At 42.1% G+C, this 17,904-nt stretch carries 7 protein-coding genes; all 7 read left to right on the top strand.

Annotation, left to right across the window (positions count from 1 at the left end):
* Positions 1-57 precede the first annotated feature (57 nt).
* The 7 genes from BN8908_RS10025 to BN8908_RS09995 all read left to right on the top strand — a co-directional run bounded on the left by BN8908_RS10025 (position 58) and on the right by BN8908_RS09995 (position 17,848).
* On the top strand, positions 58-9,693 hold the full coding sequence (locus tag BN8908_RS10025; protein ID WP_068690362.1) for a PKD domain-containing protein: 9,636 nt from the start codon (positions 58-60) through the stop codon (positions 9,691-9,693).
* Positions 9,694-9,764: 71 nt separating this feature from the next.
* On the top strand, positions 9,765-10,610 hold the full coding sequence (locus BN8908_RS10020) for a PorP/SprF family type IX secretion system membrane protein (RefSeq protein ID WP_068690360.1): 846 nt from the start codon (positions 9,765-9,767) through the stop codon (positions 10,608-10,610).
* A 97-nt stretch (positions 10,611-10,707) separates the two neighbouring features.
* The gene (locus BN8908_RS10015; protein ID WP_021987502.1) at positions 10,708-11,634 is read left to right on the top strand and encodes a GEVED domain-containing protein; all 927 of its coding nucleotides are present in this window, start codon (positions 10,708-10,710) and stop codon (positions 11,632-11,634) included.
* A 219-nt stretch (positions 11,635-11,853) separates the two neighbouring features.
* The gene (locus BN8908_RS10010; RefSeq protein WP_068690356.1) at positions 11,854-12,840 is read left to right on the top strand and encodes a hypothetical protein; all 987 of its coding nucleotides are present in this window, start codon (positions 11,854-11,856) and stop codon (positions 12,838-12,840) included.
* Positions 12,841-12,866: 26 nt separating this feature from the next.
* Positions 12,867-15,947, top strand: coding sequence for a SusC/RagA family TonB-linked outer membrane protein (locus tag BN8908_RS10005; protein ID WP_148453266.1), 3,081 nt, complete (start codon positions 12,867-12,869; stop codon positions 15,945-15,947).
* A gap of 21 nt (positions 15,948-15,968) precedes the next feature.
* A complete protein-coding gene (locus tag BN8908_RS10000) occupies positions 15,969-17,486 on the top strand; it encodes a RagB/SusD family nutrient uptake outer membrane protein (RefSeq protein WP_021987505.1) in 1,518 nt (505 codons plus the stop codon).
* Between the two features lie 98 nt (positions 17,487-17,584).
* On the top strand, positions 17,585-17,848 hold the full coding sequence (locus tag BN8908_RS09995; protein WP_021987506.1) for a LysO family transporter: 264 nt from the start codon (positions 17,585-17,587) through the stop codon (positions 17,846-17,848).
* Positions 17,849-17,904 lie beyond the last annotated feature (56 nt).

Below are 17,904 nucleotides of genomic sequence, written 5' to 3'. Positions count from 1 at the left end.
TAATTAATATTGTATTCGGAAAATTGACTGAAATTAACAATCAAACCATAATTGAGTATGAACAAAGCTAAAATTTTTTTGACTTTTTTCCTGTGGTTTTGTATGATTTGTATTGCGATGGGGCAATCCTCGCCAAAACATAATCATCGACCGGGAGAAAAATGTTTAGATTGTAGAGCCTCGGAAGTAAATGAGGTCGCTGCAAGAGAAGAAGCGGAGTATTTGAAGACCCGTCCTTTGAAATCGCGTGCAAAATCGGTTCGGGTGACAACCCCGCCGGACGATTTTGAATATGTAATACCGGTCGTATTCCATGTTTTTGGTGCAGAGTATGACAACGGGGCAAAAATAACTGTCGATCTTATCCGGAATGCTTTGGTGGAAACCAATAAGGATTATTGGGGATTGCAGGCTGACTGGCAACAGTTGCATCCGGAGCGGGATCCTTTTAAATGTCCCCTGAAAATAACATTTCGTCTGGCAGAAAAAGATCCGGACGGAAATCCGACGACCGGTGTTACCTTTCATGATTGGAACTCGGGATTCGGTAACGGTGGCGGATACGATGCCGAGATACAAAAATATGCCTGGGATAACTACCGGTATATGAATGTATACATCATGCAGGATTTGTACAATGATGGAGCTACCAATAACTCGGGTGTGGCCTGGTATCCTTCTGTCAGGATGAGTGATGCGAACCTGGCCCGTGTCGTATACAACGGAAGTTATATCGGAACGAATACCGATTCGGAGTTCCGTTCCGTATTGACCCATGAGTTCGGGCACTTTTTTAATTTGATGCATACGTTTGAAGGATGTGAGAACGGTGAGTATACTTATCCGAATGATGAGATAGACGACACGCCGGTTCATCTTAAGAACTCGAATCTTCGGGAAGGCGATAAGAACCCTTTCGGTGAAGTGATAGACGTGTGTAATTTTATGAACTATCCTCGTGAATACAAGAATTTCACCAAAGGACAGGTAGCTCGTATGAAAGAGGCTTTGATGCATGAGGCACGCGTTACCTTATGGCAGGAGGAAAACCACAAAAAGGTGTTCTATACAGAGCCGACGCCGCGGATTGAAGTTGCAGAAAATACAATACGTGAAGCTGCTGCGAACGACGGTTCGTTTACGGCTGTATATAAAATTTTATTGCGCGATTGTAATTTAAAAGTAGCGGAAGGTGAATATCTGGCAGCAACGGATTATACGGTAAAAGATTTGCCGGAAGGTGTGACCCTGAAATTAAAAGCGGCTCCTGAAAATTATCTGGAAGGTGAACTTACCGGAAAATTTGCAGCTCATGCAGCAGCTAATAACGGTTCTTTTTCCGTAACCCTGAAAAATTCGATGTTAACGGAGGGGACAATCCTGAATCCGACCTTTACTTTGAACTATACTTTCCGGGATACTTATACTATTATATATGGTGATGCCGGGAATATTTCCATTTCTCCTGCGAATACCTGGAAATTCTTTTCTTTAGGGGCAGGCAATGCAGAATACGGAGCCTGGTATTCCAATAACAGCGATATTGTAGATGCTTATAAATTGCAGAGCTATAAAAAACCGCTTGTTATTTATCCGGGAACATTGAATATCAAGCCGTTGATCTTGGGTGAGGTTATTGATGAGAATGCAAGTTGGGGAACGCCGGCGGATGAATATGCAGGTGTTTTTGATTTGAAATCGCCGGATTATAACGAATGGGTGGGGCAGAATGCTTATGTCGGCATACAATTCGTTGTAAATGGAGAGACGCTTTACGGCTGGATGAATATCAGTTTCAATGCGGACGGTAAAGGATATACGATTCATGACTGGGCTTATAATACGGAACCGGGAGGAGCGATCAAAGCCGGGGAAACGGCTGACGGTATTCAGGAAAAGGTACAGGTATCTCCGTCGGAAGTTGTTGAGGATGTGGTAAATGACGGAACTGTAAATGAAAAAGTATCCCTGAAAATATCCGGGGTAACTTCGGAGTTTACAAAATCCGGTCTTTTGGTGGCTGGAACCGATTATACAATTACCGGCATACCTGAAGGTTTGGCTGTTAAAATTTCTTTGACAGATAAAACGAATGGAGTGATCGATATCAGCGGTAAAGCTGTACAGCACAGTGAGGCGGATGGAAAAACGATAAAAATCGACTTGAATAAAGCGTTGGTAAGCAATGCTAAGATCGGAGGTCTTTCACAGAAGATAAAGATTGTGTTTAAAAATCCGTATGATATTTTCTATAATGATATGGATGATTTGTGGTGTGCACCGAGCGGAAGTTGGGGAGAATTCAGTTTCGGTATCGGTAATGCCGATTATGAAGTGTGGTATGCTGAAAAATTGGGCGGAAAATACAAATTGGTAAGTGCGAACAATCCGTTGATTGTTCATAAAGGAACTTCAAATATCGTAGCTTTGGAGTTCGGGCAGACGATAGGGGAGACATTGATGGAAGGTATGGAATGGAAACAACAGAAAACAGGTGTTCCACAGCCGGAAATCGACGAAAGTATGCTGGATGTAAAATCTGATACTTATTTGGATTGGGTTGGAAAAACCGCTTATGTCGGTATTCAGTTTGTGAATGACGGATTGTTGCATTACGGTTGGATCGGTATCCGTTTCGAGGCCGACGGCAATATGATGACGGTGGAAGATTGGGCTTATAATGAAGCTCCGGGTGAACCTATTCAGGCCGGTTATAAGAAAAAAGATCAGAAACCTTATCTGGCTTGGACGACAACAGAGTTATACGAACCTGTTATTAACGACGGTAGTCTGGATTCTGTATCTGTATCGGTAAAAGGAGCGGAGTTTGCTGTGGCAGCCGGAGAGAAATTGACGGCAGGTACTCATTATACGGCTGATGGTTTACCGGCCGGATTGAGTGTTGCCGTGCAGGTGATCGATAAAGTAACGGCGCAGATACAATTGATCGGTAAAGCTCAGAATCATGCGGCTGCCGATAGCATAAAAGATTGGAACATTGCATTTAAAGATGCTGCTTTTACAAAACCCGTAGAGGAAAAGGAACATAAGTTCAATATTTATTTCCGGGATCCTTTCGGTATCGTATATGTGGATATTGAGGACGTTATTTGTAATGCAAGCAATACATTTACTCATATTTTCCCGGTAGCCGGACATAAAGAGATCGACTTTGCAGTGTGGTTTGATGACGAAGGGGCATTGCGTTTGGAAGCTTATAAGCAAAATATAATTTGTACCAATGCGGGGGAAAGCACTGCATTTGTGAAACCTTTGGATAAAGGTTACCTGATTGCGAATGAAGATTTATGGAACATCGGTGGTGATTGGCCGAACGAGCACTGGATTTTTGGACCTAATTATACGGATTGGGCCGGAAAAGAAGCTTATCTCGGTTTTGCATTCCAATTGGAGGGTAATTTCCATTTCGGTTGGATGCGCTTGGAGGTTACAGCCGACGGTTCTTCCTATACTGTAAAAGATCTGGCTTATCATTCCGGACCGATGACTCCGGTGCGTGCAGGCGATAACGGAACTTTAGAGCCGCCGTTTTTAGTGGCTAAAAATACGACTTTCCATGAGGGAATAAATAATGACGGTGCAGTAACGGATTCTGTCGTGATCGATCTGGTTTTTGGAAAATTTGCCAAGACTTCCGGTGTATTACAGGCCGGGACCGATTATACGTTTGATGGATTGGGAGAAGGACTGACCCTGGTTGCTGAATTGAGAGGGGATGAAAAAGTTGTGCTGAAAGTAAACGGTAAAGCAGCAGCCCATGATAAAGCAGCTTCTGTGAAGAATCTGAAGTTTTCATTTAAAGATGCTGCATTTGTAGCCGGTACGAATTTGGCGAAAAAAGATGTACGTCTGGCATTCGAGTTTTTGGATCCTTATAAAGTTGTGTATGTGGATATACCTAATTTCGAATGTTCCCGCTACAATACCTGGACAATTTTGGAGATTGACGGTAACGCTTACGGAGTATGGTATGATATTAATGACAGATTGTCTTTGCGTTTGGAGACTTACGGTGCTCCGTTGATTTGCGAGGGTACCAGCCGGAATATTGCACCGGTGAAAGCGGGAGAGATTATCGGAGGTGCTTCTAATTGGGTGGACGGCGGTGATTGGCCGGACGAGCATTTTATTCATCATCCGGATTATACCGTTTGGCGCGATAAGGAAGCCTATATCGGTATTAAGTACGATTTTCAGGGACATACCCGTTACGGATGGATCCGGATTGAGGTTGCCGCTGACGGTCAATCCTATATTGTTAAGGACTATGCTTACAATGAAATGTTTGATGAACCGATCATGGCAGGGGCACAGACACAGCAAAACCTTATGGTTTCGTTTGCTGCCGACAAAACCCTGACATACGAAGGTTTTGATATTGATTTTACAAACTATAGCTATTCGGCTTTGCCGGTAGAAAGCTATAAATGGACTTTTGAGGGTGGAACGCCTGCTGTATTCGAGGGAGAGAAGCCCGGTAAAATTACGTATCATACGGCCGGTTCTTATGCTGTCGGATTGGAAGTAAAAACAGCCGATACGACTATTACTTTGACTCGTAAAGATTACATTACGATTGAGCCTGTTATGTTGAAAGCCGATTATACGGTTTCTGCATCCAGTTTGGTAGAAGGTGGAAAAGTAATGTTTACGGATGCGTCTACCGGTTCGTTCGATGTTGCAAAATGGGAATGGACTTTCGAGGGAGGTCAGCCTGCTTCATTCGAAGGTCAGCATCCGGGAGAGGTGACTTATGCAACAGCCGGAGATTATGAGGTGATATTAAAAGTAACGGATGAAAAAGGACGTGTACATACCCGTTTTGCGACACCGGGCGTGACCGTGTTCCCGGCCGATTATAGAGATTATTGTCAGGTAAGCGTAACACCTCCGACAGAAAATACTTATTGCTATATCAAGAATGTGATTTTCGGAGAACAGAATAATGCATCCGAATCCGGTAATTACACGGATTATAGCCGTACAGTACAGTTTGCTGCCCAAAAAGGTGAGGTTTTACCTTTCGATGTGGATCTGAACACCAATAATCAGGAAGCCCGCGTAATGGCTTGGATCGATTGGAACGGTAACGGTACCTTTGAAGATGCTGAAGTTGTAGCCAGTTATATTTCCAATTACGACAAACCGGAACATTTGACGGTTACCGTGCCGGAAGATGCAGCAGAAGGTATTGTTGGTATGCGTGTAAGGGTAAAAATCGGAGATAAGGTACTTAAACCTTGTGAGGATGAAGGATATTACGGAGAAGTAGAAGATTATTCATTGGTCATCAGTCAGCCTGCAAAATCAGGAGATATTTTGGCCGATAAACAGAATATCAAGAACGGGGAATATGTGACTTTCCGGGCTAATATCAATGAAATCACCGAAGCCGGTGTTGAATCTTATAAATGGATTTTCGAGGGAGCAACACCTGCAACTTCCGGTGAACGTGTTCCTGCTCCGGTACAATATACGGAGGTCGGTGTACATCCGGTGGTTTTGGAATTGACCTTACAGGGAGGAGAGAAGAAGATTGTCGAGAAGAAAAACTTTATTGTAGTCAATCCGGCTACTACCCTGGCAAGATTCGAGGCTTCGTCTACCGATATTGTGAAAGGCGGTAGTGTGAACTTTATCGACCGTTCGGAAAGTTCTGCCGGAATCGCTGCCTGGGAATGGTCGTTTGAAGGCGGTATGCCTGCCACATTCAGCGGACAGACTCCGCCCGATGTATTTTATAATCAGGCCGGACTTTACGAAGTCGTGTTAAAGATTACCGATGTCAACGGTGCAACCCATACACTTATTCAGCCGATGCTGATCAATGTGTATGAAAATACAAATACTTATTGTCAGATCGCGGATAAAGGAAGTTATTATTCCATTATCAATGTGGCTGTCGGAGATCAAAAACATGAGACGACTCATGCGCCTGAAAAATGGGTGAATGACTATACGGATTTTGCTTTTGTATTGTCCAAAGACAGTGCCCTGCCGTTTGTGGTGGATTTAAGTATGGATGGAACCCCTGCCAAAGTAATGGCTTGGGTGGATTGGAATCAGGACGGTACATTCGACGAAGCAACCGAAACGATTGCCCGTTATCAGGATGATGCAAAACCTGCCGAAATTATGATAACCGTACCGGCAGATGCCAAAGAAGGTGCAACCCGTATGCGGGTGCGTACCTCTTATTACAACTACCGTACTCCGTGTGATCAAATGGAAAGTATGGGAGAACTGGAAGATTATACGGTTATCGTAAAGAAGGAACGTCCGACCGGCTATATCGTGGCGGACAATACCAATCCGGCGATTGCCGAACCCGTACAGTTTACCGCTTTTGTCAATCAGATTACCGATGAGAATGTGACCGGTTATAAATGGACATTTAATGGCGGAACGCCGGCTCAAAGTACGGACCGGAAACCGGCTGAAGTGACTTATGCAGCAGAAGGTGTATACGATGTTACTTTGGAATTGACCTTGGAAGGTGGAGTGAAGAAGAATATTACGATGTATGATTTTATCACGGTCGGAGAGAAAGCTCCTGAGGTAAATGTTGATTTTACGGCTACTCCAATGGAAGTCTTTGCAGGATCGGCTGTCGATTTCAGTGCATCTGCAACAGGAACCGGCTCGGTGACAGGGTACTCATGGACTTTCGAGGGCGGCACGCCTGCAACCTCTGCTGTGGCAACGCCGGCTGTCAGTTATGCAACTTCCGGCAGTTACGACGTGACCTTGGTTGCTACGTTAAACGACGGATCACAGCGTGCAGTGAAGAAGAGCAATTACATTACAGTGAACCCTTTCTTGCTGAGAGCTGCTTTTACCGCTTCGTCGACAAAGGTGAACAGCGGTACGGATGTTGTATTTACAAATACCTCGATCGGGGCTGAAACTTATAGTTGGGATTTCGGTGACGGTTCGGGAGCTGTTACGACGGAAAATGCAACACATGCTTTTGCGGCTGCCGGTACGTATACGGTTACATTGACTGTGACCGGTAACGGAGAAACGCAGACGAAAAGTGTTGTGATTGTTGTTTCTGCTTTGAAAACGGCCTGTATACCTGCTATAAATCCATGGGCAGGTGTATTTTTACGATCAGTTCAATTTGGAGAAATCAGTAATGATGTGGAGAGGGATGGAAGTAGTTCTACAGGTGTATTTGATTTTACAAACTTGGCGCCTTTTATAATGACTCCCGGAGAAACGGTTCATTATAGTATAACAGTACCTTATAGTGATGTACATTTAACTGTATGGATTGATTGGAATGATAATGGAGAGTTTGCAGGAGAGGAGCAAGTTATAAGAGTTGAATCAACAACGACAAGTGCTCAGACAGGGACAATAACAGTACCTTCTGGATTGTCTGACCGATTGGTTAGAATGAGGATTTTGGTTGATGGCTATGATGCTGTATCTAACCCATGTGGCGGACAGGCTTGGACGACAGAGGATTATGCCGTACGTATCGGAGCTGCAGGAGGGGATGACGAATTGGTGATGAATATCGTTGCCGATAAACCGGCAGTACGTGAAAACGAAACGGTAATCCTGAGTGTAGAAGGGGCTCCGGAAGGTGCTGCATACGCCTGGACATTTGCAGGAGCTAAGACCACTACCAGTACTGAAGCACAACCGGTTGTCAGCTATGCAGCTGCAGGTGCTTATGATGTACAGGTTGTTGTAACACCTCAGGGGGGAACGGCAAAGACGTTGCAGGAAAATCGCTTTATCGTAGTCAACTTGGCCAAAGTATCGGCTGATTTTACAACGGATAAAACGTTATGTGCAGTAAGTGAAGAAGTAAACTTTGCTTCGACTTCTACGGCAACTGCTACTATTCAATCTTTGGAATGGACATTTGAAGGTGGTGTTCCGGCTACCAGTACAATGGAAAATCCGGTTGTAACTTATGCAACGCCTGGAAAATATGATGTAACCCTGAAAGTAACGGATGAATTCGGAAAGACCGATACGAAAGTAATGCCGGCTTTTATCGAAGCCAGGGAATTTATCAAGGCTGATTTTATGGCCAGTGCCAAAGCCGCTGCTGTCGGTGAACCGGTAAGTTTTACCAACCGTTCGGTTGCTGCTGTAAACTATACATGGACTTTTGACAACGGAGAGCCTGCTGTTTCGACTGAGACGAATCCGACTGTAAGTTTCAAGGTGAAAGGAGCTGCCATGGTAACGTTGGTTGCAGAAGATGCCGATGGAAACAGGAGTGTCAAGAGTGAAGTACTGACTATTACTTCCAAGGCATTCGGCGCTATTCAATTGGATAATCTGGTGCAGGAGTATGACGGTCAGGTAAAATCGATTGATTTTACAGCTACTCCGTCTGAATTGAAAAATGATATCCGTGTCGAATACAAGCAGAACGGTGTGGAAGTAACTCCGAAAGATGCCGGTATCTACGATGTAACTGCGTCTTATGCCGGAACGATTCCGTATAGCGTGGAGGATGTTCATGCTCAGTTGGAAATACGTAAAATGCCGATTCAGATCGTTGCTTCCAATTTACGTCAGAATTATACCGGTGAGACATTGAAGGCAGAGGTTACTACTGTTCCTGCCGGATATGAAGATATGGTAACGGTGAAATATATGCAGAACGGTGTAGAGGTGGCTGAGCCGAAGAATAGCGGTAATTATGTGTTGATTGCCGAGTTGGAAGCCGATAATTATATGGCAGAACCTTTGGAAACCGAATTCGCTATCCGGAAAATAGACGGAACTGTAAGCATTATACTGGAACGGGAATACATCTTTGACGGTACTCCGAAATATGTTGCTAAGGTGAAGACTATACCGGCAGACCTTGAAACGAGAGTTACTTATAACGGAAGTGAGGAAGGTGCGGTAGAAGTCGGAGAACATACTGTCATCGCTACGATTACGGATGTAAATTACGAAGGTGTTGTCTGGGAAACTATGGTTATTAAACCGGCTGCACCGGAAGTGAAGATTCAAAAAGACAGATTTGTTTATGACGGTAATCATCACGATCTGGAATTTACGACTGTTCCGGAAAATCTGGATTATGAGATTATTTACCGGAAAGACGGAGAAGTGACGAATACGGTTGTCGACGGCGGTATTTACGAATACGCTATTCAGATTATCGATGAAAATTACGACATTGTTACGACCGGTGAAATGGAGATTACCAAAGCGTTGGCTGTCGTTCGCATTTCCGATTTGCGTTTTACCTATGACGGGAATACGAAAACGGCTGCTGTTGAAACGAATCCTGCCGGATTGGCTGTGGATGTGACTTACAACGGTTTCGCACAGTTACCCTATGCTCCGGGCGAATATACGGTGTTTGCTGAAATCCAGGATCAGAATTATCGCGGATACAAAACAGCAACAATGCAGATTGTTCGTAAGGGGGCCGATATGAAGATCATGGACTTGGTCGTATCCGACGGTACACATGATTGTATTTTCCGTATTCCGGAATTGGCCGGGATCAAGAAGAGTCTGGTGATGTACAATCAGCAGGGAGTCGTTATCTATGAAACCAAAGATTATTACGATGATTTCGATATGAGAGACCTGCCTGCCGGTACTTATTACTATATCTTGAAGTATGTAGAGAATGGTAAACCTCAGGCTGTTAAGAGCTTCGTGGAAGTGATCAGAAAATAAAAGCAAAAGCGGGTTACGGGCTTTTGCCTGTAACCTGCTTCCCTGCTGCTTAAACGATAAAGTAAGTAACAATGAAAAAAATTATATTGGTAATAGTAGCTTGCTGTATGGCAGGAACTATCTGGGCACAAACGGCATCTCAATACCTGGAATTGGCGAAGCATCCGGAGTTGGTGAATCCCTCTTACGAGAGCGGTCAGAAAGGTATCAGTGCACTGGTATTGTATGGTGAGAAATGGTCGGGCTTTAAAGGGGCTCCGAAAACAACCGGATTCAATGCCCGTTATGGATTCAATAAATTTGTCGGAGTCGGTGTTAAAGGTGATTTCGAAAAAGTAGGACACCGGCATAACAACATCATCGGAGCGAATGCCGATGTAAATATCCGGATAAGTGAACAATCCTATCTGGGATTCGGTCTGTATCTGGGAGCGGAAATATGGCATTATTCGTTAGAAGATGCCGTTAACAGCGATAATGGTATGGTACTTGAAAATTACGATAGAAGTAATTTTATCGGAGGATTCGGTTTGACTTACCGTTGGAAAAGATTAGTGGTTGGCGCCAGTTCGTATATTTCGTTTTATACGGATGAAACGAATATGGCCAATTGTTATTTCACCGGCTCCTATGATATTTCCGTCTCTAAAAACTGGTACATCCGTCCGCTGGCGATGTATTGCTACAATAATAAATTTGATAATTTTTATGAAGCCGGGGCGATGTTCGGTTACCGGAATCTGGCCGGAGTTGGTGCAACTTACCGTGAAAACCAGGGGATAAATATTATGGCGAACGTAGAGGTTATTAAAATGTTGACGGTAGGAGCTTGTTATGGAATCAATACCGGGGAATTGTCGGATTTGTCCAAAAAGTCATTTGAAATATCATTGGGTTTCAAGATGAACAGGGATTAAGGGATTATTTGTCGAGCGTTTGGTTGTATCATGGGGCGTGTTCCCGGGCAATCAGACGGCTGACAAATAGGTAAATTAACAATTAAGAATTAGAGATATGAAAAGAATATATTTAGTATTGATTCCGCTTGCCGCTCTGCTTTTTTCGTGTGAGAGCGATACGCCTGCACCTGCGGTGAAATTGACGGTAGGGGGACTTCATATGCGGGATGTTGTGTTGCAGGATAAGGATATCCCGGTCGTATTTGATGTTATAGCCGACCGTCCGGTAAACGAGGATACACATATTTTGTTATCGGTAAACGGAGAGACAACGGCTAAGTTGAATAAGCATTTTAGGATAGAAAAGTCTACCCTGTGGATTGGTAAAGGCAATAGCAAGACGTATGGGAAACTGATTATTTTGCAGGAAAACTTTGCCGATGGGGACGCACAAAAAATCCGTATCGATATGAGTAGTTCTGATGCCGTTTTTGCCGATACCTCTTATATCGTATGCAATATTACGATGGGAGCTATTCGTTCTCCGCGTCCGGAATATTGTTTGCCCGAGTCGAACTGGGGTATGTATGCCGGAATCAATGGGTTTGAATTTGCCGGCATCAACAATGCGGTTTTGACTGCCGATGCTGCCGACTATTATGGAAATTCTGCCGTTGTGAATTATTCTGATATTCGGGGAGAAGCGGTAAAAGGGGAAACCTATAGCTACAAGTTGACTCCGGATTGGTGGAAAACAGGAGATGGGGATATTTATGAAATTGTATTCTTTATCGACTGGAACCGGGACGGGCGTTTTGACGGGAAAGACGAACTTATTTTGCGTCAGGATATGGATAAAGCTGCTGCTGCTAATCCGTTGACAGGTGAGATTACTATTCCGGCGGATGCGTCGGTCGGTCTGACCGGTATCCGGGTCGGTTTCTTTGCTAAACCCGATACAGATATCGATAATGGGGGATGCGGTTATATTGATTCCGGCGAATTTGAAGATTATACATTGTTTATTTCTGATCCCGAGTAAATTTTTATTTCGTATTTGAAAAATATCTGAAATGTAGATTTCTGCAAAAAGTTATTTTATTGGTTTATAGTATATTGGTTTGTGGCGTGTAGATTTAAAATACCTGTAAAATAGCTTTTTGTAGGCTCGGAATGTGTAAAATTTAAAACGATTGTGTAGTTGCCATTCTATTTTTGCGTAACGATTTTTTATTATCAATAAATATAAACACCAGAACAAATGAAAAAGTATGTTTTACAAGCGTTATTGGTTGTGTGCAGTTTTCTGATTATTCAGGGCTGTAGTGATGACGATAATGCCATTGATTTGAAGGAAGTGAGTTCGGCAGCGGCAGCGGTACCTGCTAAAGTTTTCTTTGCCCAGGGAGCGACGGAGGCTGCAACGGTTCAGTTGAGTGTGGCTGTCGATGCGAAATCTCCGGAAGCCATCGGGTTTGAAGTAAAGGTTGCTGATAATAGTGAGGTGAGTGCTGATAAAGTGACCTTTTCCCGGGAACATTTTACGATAGAAAAAGGAAAGCGTTCTTTTGAATTTAGTTGTACAGTGGAAGCTGATGCAGTAGAAGCAGGTATGACAAAACTTTTAAAGATCGATTTTATGTCTCAGAATGCCAAGGTTTCTCATTTGAATTTAGAAGTTCCTGTGGAGGCAGAAAAGGTTGAAGAACCGAAGCCGGAACCGGAACCAGAACCGGACAATACGATTGTGTATATTGCCGATTTTAAAGGTACCGTAGATATGGATAAACAGAATTGGTTGGCCGTTATGCTCAATGAAGTGCAGGTTGCCGGTTTCTTCCAGACTTCTGTTGCAGTTGGAACAGCTCCCAGTGCCAAGAGAATTCATTTTGACAATTACGGACAGGATATTATCGGTGTGGCAGAAGGCGATTTGATCCATATCACACCGCTGGAAGAAGGGGCTGTAATTGGAGAAGGTGCGTCTTGGGTTGCTAATCCTGAATGGGCGGATGATGCTAATTACGTATATATGCCGGTATTGTATTCCGGAGCCTATACGGAATGGGAAGGAAAAACAGCTTATATCGGTGCGAAAATCAGCCTGTCCGGTAAAGTGTCCGGAAAAATTTGCAATGCCTGGATTAAAATTACAGTATCTGCTGGCGGTGAATGTGAGGTAGATGGAATAGCTTACGATGCGTGGGGATACGATATCAAAGCCGGACAGACGGTATCGGAAAAGTGATAAATATTAAATCTAAATAATATAGCATGAAAAATAAAGCAATAGGTAAGATGAAGTACTTGCAACAAGTACTGCTTATGATGCTCGTTTGGTTTATACCTTTCGGGGCAATGGCGCAAAGTTATTCGTTGAAGGGTACGGTGGTTGATAATAAGGGAATCACAATTCCCGGCGTAAATATCCTGATCAAAGGGACGACTAACGGTGTCGCTACTGATATTGACGGTAATTTTGAATTGATCGTGGATAAAGGAAACGTATTGGTCGTGTCTTTTACCGGTTATAAAACACAGGAAGTTCCGGTAACAGGCCAGAATAATCTTAAAATCACTTTATTGGAAGATGTAGAGCAGTTGGAAGAAGTGGTGGTGATCGGGTACGGTACAATGAAGAAGAGTGATTTGACCGGTGCGATTACTTCTGTAGATGCTGAAAAATTGGCTGAAAAATCAACAATTAATATTGCTGAAGCATTACAGGGGCAAGTTGCCGGTGTAAGTGTTTCTAAATTTGGTGGATTGGCTGGCCAGGGTGTTTATGTGAAAATTAGAGGATTCGGTACTTATGGCAGTAGTGAGCCTTTGTATATTATAGATGGTTTCCCCGGAGATATTTCTACATTAGCCCCTAATGATATCAAATCGATGGAGGTATTAAAGGATGGTGCTGCTGCTGCTATTTACGGGTCTGTTGCTGCTAATGGTGTAGTTATCATTACTACTAAAAGTGGAAAAAAAGGCGAAGTGAAGGTTGATATTAACTCTTACGTATCTTTGAAGAAGGTGACTAATCTTTTTGATATGCTGGACGCAAAAGGTTTTAAAACCATGGGTCGTATGATGTATGAGCAATATAATATGTATGCTAAGCCCTTGCCTTTGCCTGCTTATGTAACTAAAGATGCAACGGCTGATACTGATTGGCAGGATGAGGTGTTCCGTACAGGTTATTCACAAAGTCATAACGTATCAGTACGTGGCGGTAGTGAGAATACTCAATTCTCTATATCAGCCAATATATATGATGAGCAAGGTGTGGTGTTGGATAATAAGTATCTTATGCAGAATGCACGTATGAAAGTAGATACAAAAAAATCTATTTTTGATATTTCAGCAGGTTTGACATATACGGCTAAAAGATATAGTGATCCTGATTTCTCGTTAACGGAAGTGTATCGTTCAAGTCCTTTAACTCCTGTATTGGATCCTACACAGAAATATGGTTACGGTATTGCTAATATGGACGATGGATTGGCTGCGACACATAATCCCGTAGCTGACGCACATTTTAAAAATAATCGTACAAAAACACAGGATGTTGTGGCAACATTTTCTGTAACAGCTAATTTTACAGAATGGTTACAATTCAAGACTGCTTATTATTATAATGGTACAAATACCCAGTATTATTATCATACTCCGGATTATCAATCAAGTCCGACGGAATCTGTAAAATTCCCGATAGTAATAGAAAAACGTTCTTATTGGGAAAACCAGACTGTTGATAATTATTTGACATTTAATAAAAAATTCAATCAACATGCTGTTACTTTTATGGCCGGTGTTTCTGTTTCTATGGAAAAGAGTAATTATAATACTTTGACGGGGGAAGGAAAAACGACAGTTGATGGTGAGGATATTCCTGCTGGTTTCCCGAATCCGAATTGGAATACTCCGAATGCTGCTAATGGTGGTACCTTTTCCGGAGAAGGTACGAATACGATATATAATCGCCTTTCTTATTTTGGACGTTTGAATTACTCTTTCAAAGATCGTTATTTGTTACAGGTGACTGTTCGTCGTGATGCTTCCTCAAAATTCGGACCGGATTCCCGTTGGGGAACTTTCCCGTCGGTTGCATTGGGCTGGAGAATCAGTGAAGAAGAATTTTTTCCCAAAGACGGTGTTATTTCTAATTTAAAATTGCGGGGAAGCTGGGGACGTTTAGGTAATGAAAATGTTTTAGATTCATATGCTTACTTAGCATTGATGACTCAAGGTAACGGCGGAAGTTTGGGATATGTACAGGGGACAGGTAAAAATCCTTGGTTGGCAACAATTGCGAATGATATGGAAAACCGGGAAATTAAGTGGGAAACCAGTCAGTCTATAAATATCGGTTTTGATTACGGTTTGTTTGATGGAAAGTTGTCGGGAGCTCTTAATTATTTTAATAATAAAACCATAGATTTGTTGATTACTAAAAAATTAGCGCCTTCTGCTGGTATAGCTAATCCGATTTTGAATGTAGGAACGATGCGGAATTCAGGAGTTGAATTTGATGTTAACTACCGGGATATGATTGGAGAATTTAGTTGGAACGCCGGTTTCAATGTTACTTATTTAAAAAATAAGGTTGTGAAAATGGCTAACCCGGATCAGATTCTTTACGGTGGATTCTCTGCAACTCAGACACGTAAGGGAAAATCAGTTGCAACGTTCTATCTTTATGAGACAGACGGTATTTTCCAGAATATGGCAGAAGTATATGCCCATAGTAAGGACGGCAAGCTTATTCAGCCGAATGCAAAGCCCGGAGATATTCGTTTTAAGGATAAAGATAATAACGGAGTGATAGACGGTGATGATAAAGTTGAGATGGGCAGCGGTATGCCCAAAGTAGAAGCCAATTTATCATTGGGAGCCCAATATAAAGGATTTGATTTTTCTGCCTTAATTGGCAGTGGTTGGGGACATAAGATTTTTAATGGTACGCGGACAAAAATTGAAGGAATGAATGAAGTATATAATATGTCTCGTTCGACACTGAGAGCTTGGACACCTGAGAACCGGAATACTACTATGCCACGTGCTGTTTTAGGAGATCCGAATGATAATATACGTGAATCAGATCGTTTCTTAGAAGACGGAGATTTTATTCGTCTGCGCCAGGTTCAGGTAGGATACACATTGCCGAAAATGTGGTTGAATAAGATCAATATGGAGAAAATCCGGGTATATGTGAGTGCAGATAATCTGTGGACTTGGACGAAATACAGTGGTGTAGATCCTGAATTTGCACAAAGTAATGTATTAAATACAGGTATTGATAGTAATATTTATCCGTTTACTAAGTCGTTCGTTTTCGGCTTGCAAGTAACTTTTTAATAACTGATAAAAATATTGATTATGAGAAAGATATTAAATCTGATATATATACCCATGTTATTACTGGGATTGTCAGGATGTGAGGATTTTCTGACAGTTGAATCTCCAGATCAATCAACATCGGGTAACTATTGGAAAACTCAAAGTGAGGCTCTTTCCGGATTGTCAGCGGCTTATTCACAATTGTATTATGGAGGAAGCTGGGAATTCCATGAATTGAAATTTGTATTTGAACCTTTTCGGGAAGATGTAGTTGAGATGGGGAAAGGTGCTTCCAGTTATGGTTATATGACTTCTATTTATAATTTTAGTTATACTATGACTAGTAGTACGCCTGCGAGTATATGGAGTTACAATTATTGGGGCTTAAGTTATTCCAATCAGGTAATAGATAAAGTCAGTGCTATGGATCCTGCCGTATTTGAGCAAGGTATGCAGGAGCGTATTATTGCCGAAGCCCGCTTTATGAGAGGTTATTATCATATGGTTTTGTTAATGAACTGGGAGAAGATTATTGTACGTGAAAAATACATTACTTCAGAGTCGGATATTGATAAGGCTTTATCTTCTCGGGACTATGCCTGGGATTTTATCATGAAGGATTTCGAATATGCAGCCACCAAATTACCGATGACACGAGGTGATTCAGATAAAGGACGGGTTACTTCTGCAACGGCTAATGCTTACTTAGGTTATGCTTATTTAACAAGGGCGTATGAAGAACCGACCCGTAAAGATGAATTTTTGACAAGTGCCGTAGAAGTATTGAAACCTGAAAATTTTGTAGGTTATAGCTTGGTTCCGATGAATAAATGGATCGGAATGTTTGACGGTTCAAATGAAAATTCCGTAGAATCTTTATTGGAGGTTCAGTTCTCTCCTACGACATCCGGTAATGCATATTACAAGCATCAGACTCAGTATTGGGTTGCATCTTCAGAGTTAGGTGGTTGGGAAGGAATATTACCTTCAGATATGTTATTTAATGAGTTCAAGAAAGAAGGTAAAATTTCATTGATGGGACGTTATGATAGTCGTTTGTATAGTACTCTTTGGTTCAAAGATGATTATTTTAACGGTAGTCCTGAAAAAGTATGGGATTGGAATTATGACGACTTGTTTGAGGTTAACAAACCGGTATTCCGGAAATATCTTCCGGTTAAATATTCGGGAATGTCTACTTATGAAACAGCTATGAATATCATATTAATGCGTTATGCCAATGTATTGTTGATGCGGGCAGAGGCATATAATGAACTTAATCATCCGGAATTGGCTAAACCATTGATTGATGAGGTGAGAGCTCGTGCCAATATGCCGGGAATGAAAGGTTCTTCTCAGGCTGAAGTAAGAGCACAGATCGAGCACGAACGTATTGTAGAATTTGCACTGGAAAACTACCGTTTCTATGATTTACGCCGTTGGGGCAAGGCAGAATCAGCCTTAGCTGCTGTGGGTAGAAAATTTAATCCTGCTACGAATAATTTCTTTTTTACTCCGCAGGGTGAGATTGATTCAAATGGACAGATAAAAAAATAGTTAGATTAGGCTGGGTGGAATGTCCCGCTTTTGGGGCATTCCACTTTTTAAAAAAAATTGTAAATTGCGTGCGTTTTATATAACGTCATACTGAAATTATGCTGATAGTAATAGGATTAATGGTAAGTGGTATCCTGTTGGGATATTTGTTCCGGGAGAAAAATCTGAAATTTGTTCAGAAACTGATTACTCTTGCCATATTCGCCTTATTGTTTTTGTTAGGATTGAGTGTAGGTACGAACGATCAGATTATGGATAATCTGGATACGATAGGCTTAGATGCTTTGGTTATTACATTCGGAGCTATTGTCGGGAGTGTATTGTGTGCCTGGGGGATTTATAAATTTTATTTTTCAAAATAAAAAAGATTACGAATTGGCAATAAAAGAAATAATCATTGTCAAAAGTCGTCAATTAG

Source organism: Culturomica massiliensis (assembly GCF_900091655.1).
Classification (GTDB): domain Bacteria; phylum Bacteroidota; class Bacteroidia; order Bacteroidales; family Marinifilaceae; genus Culturomica; species Culturomica massiliensis.
The sequence above is the reverse complement of the archived record's forward strand: the minus strand, read 5'-3'. Positions and strand labels throughout refer to the sequence as shown.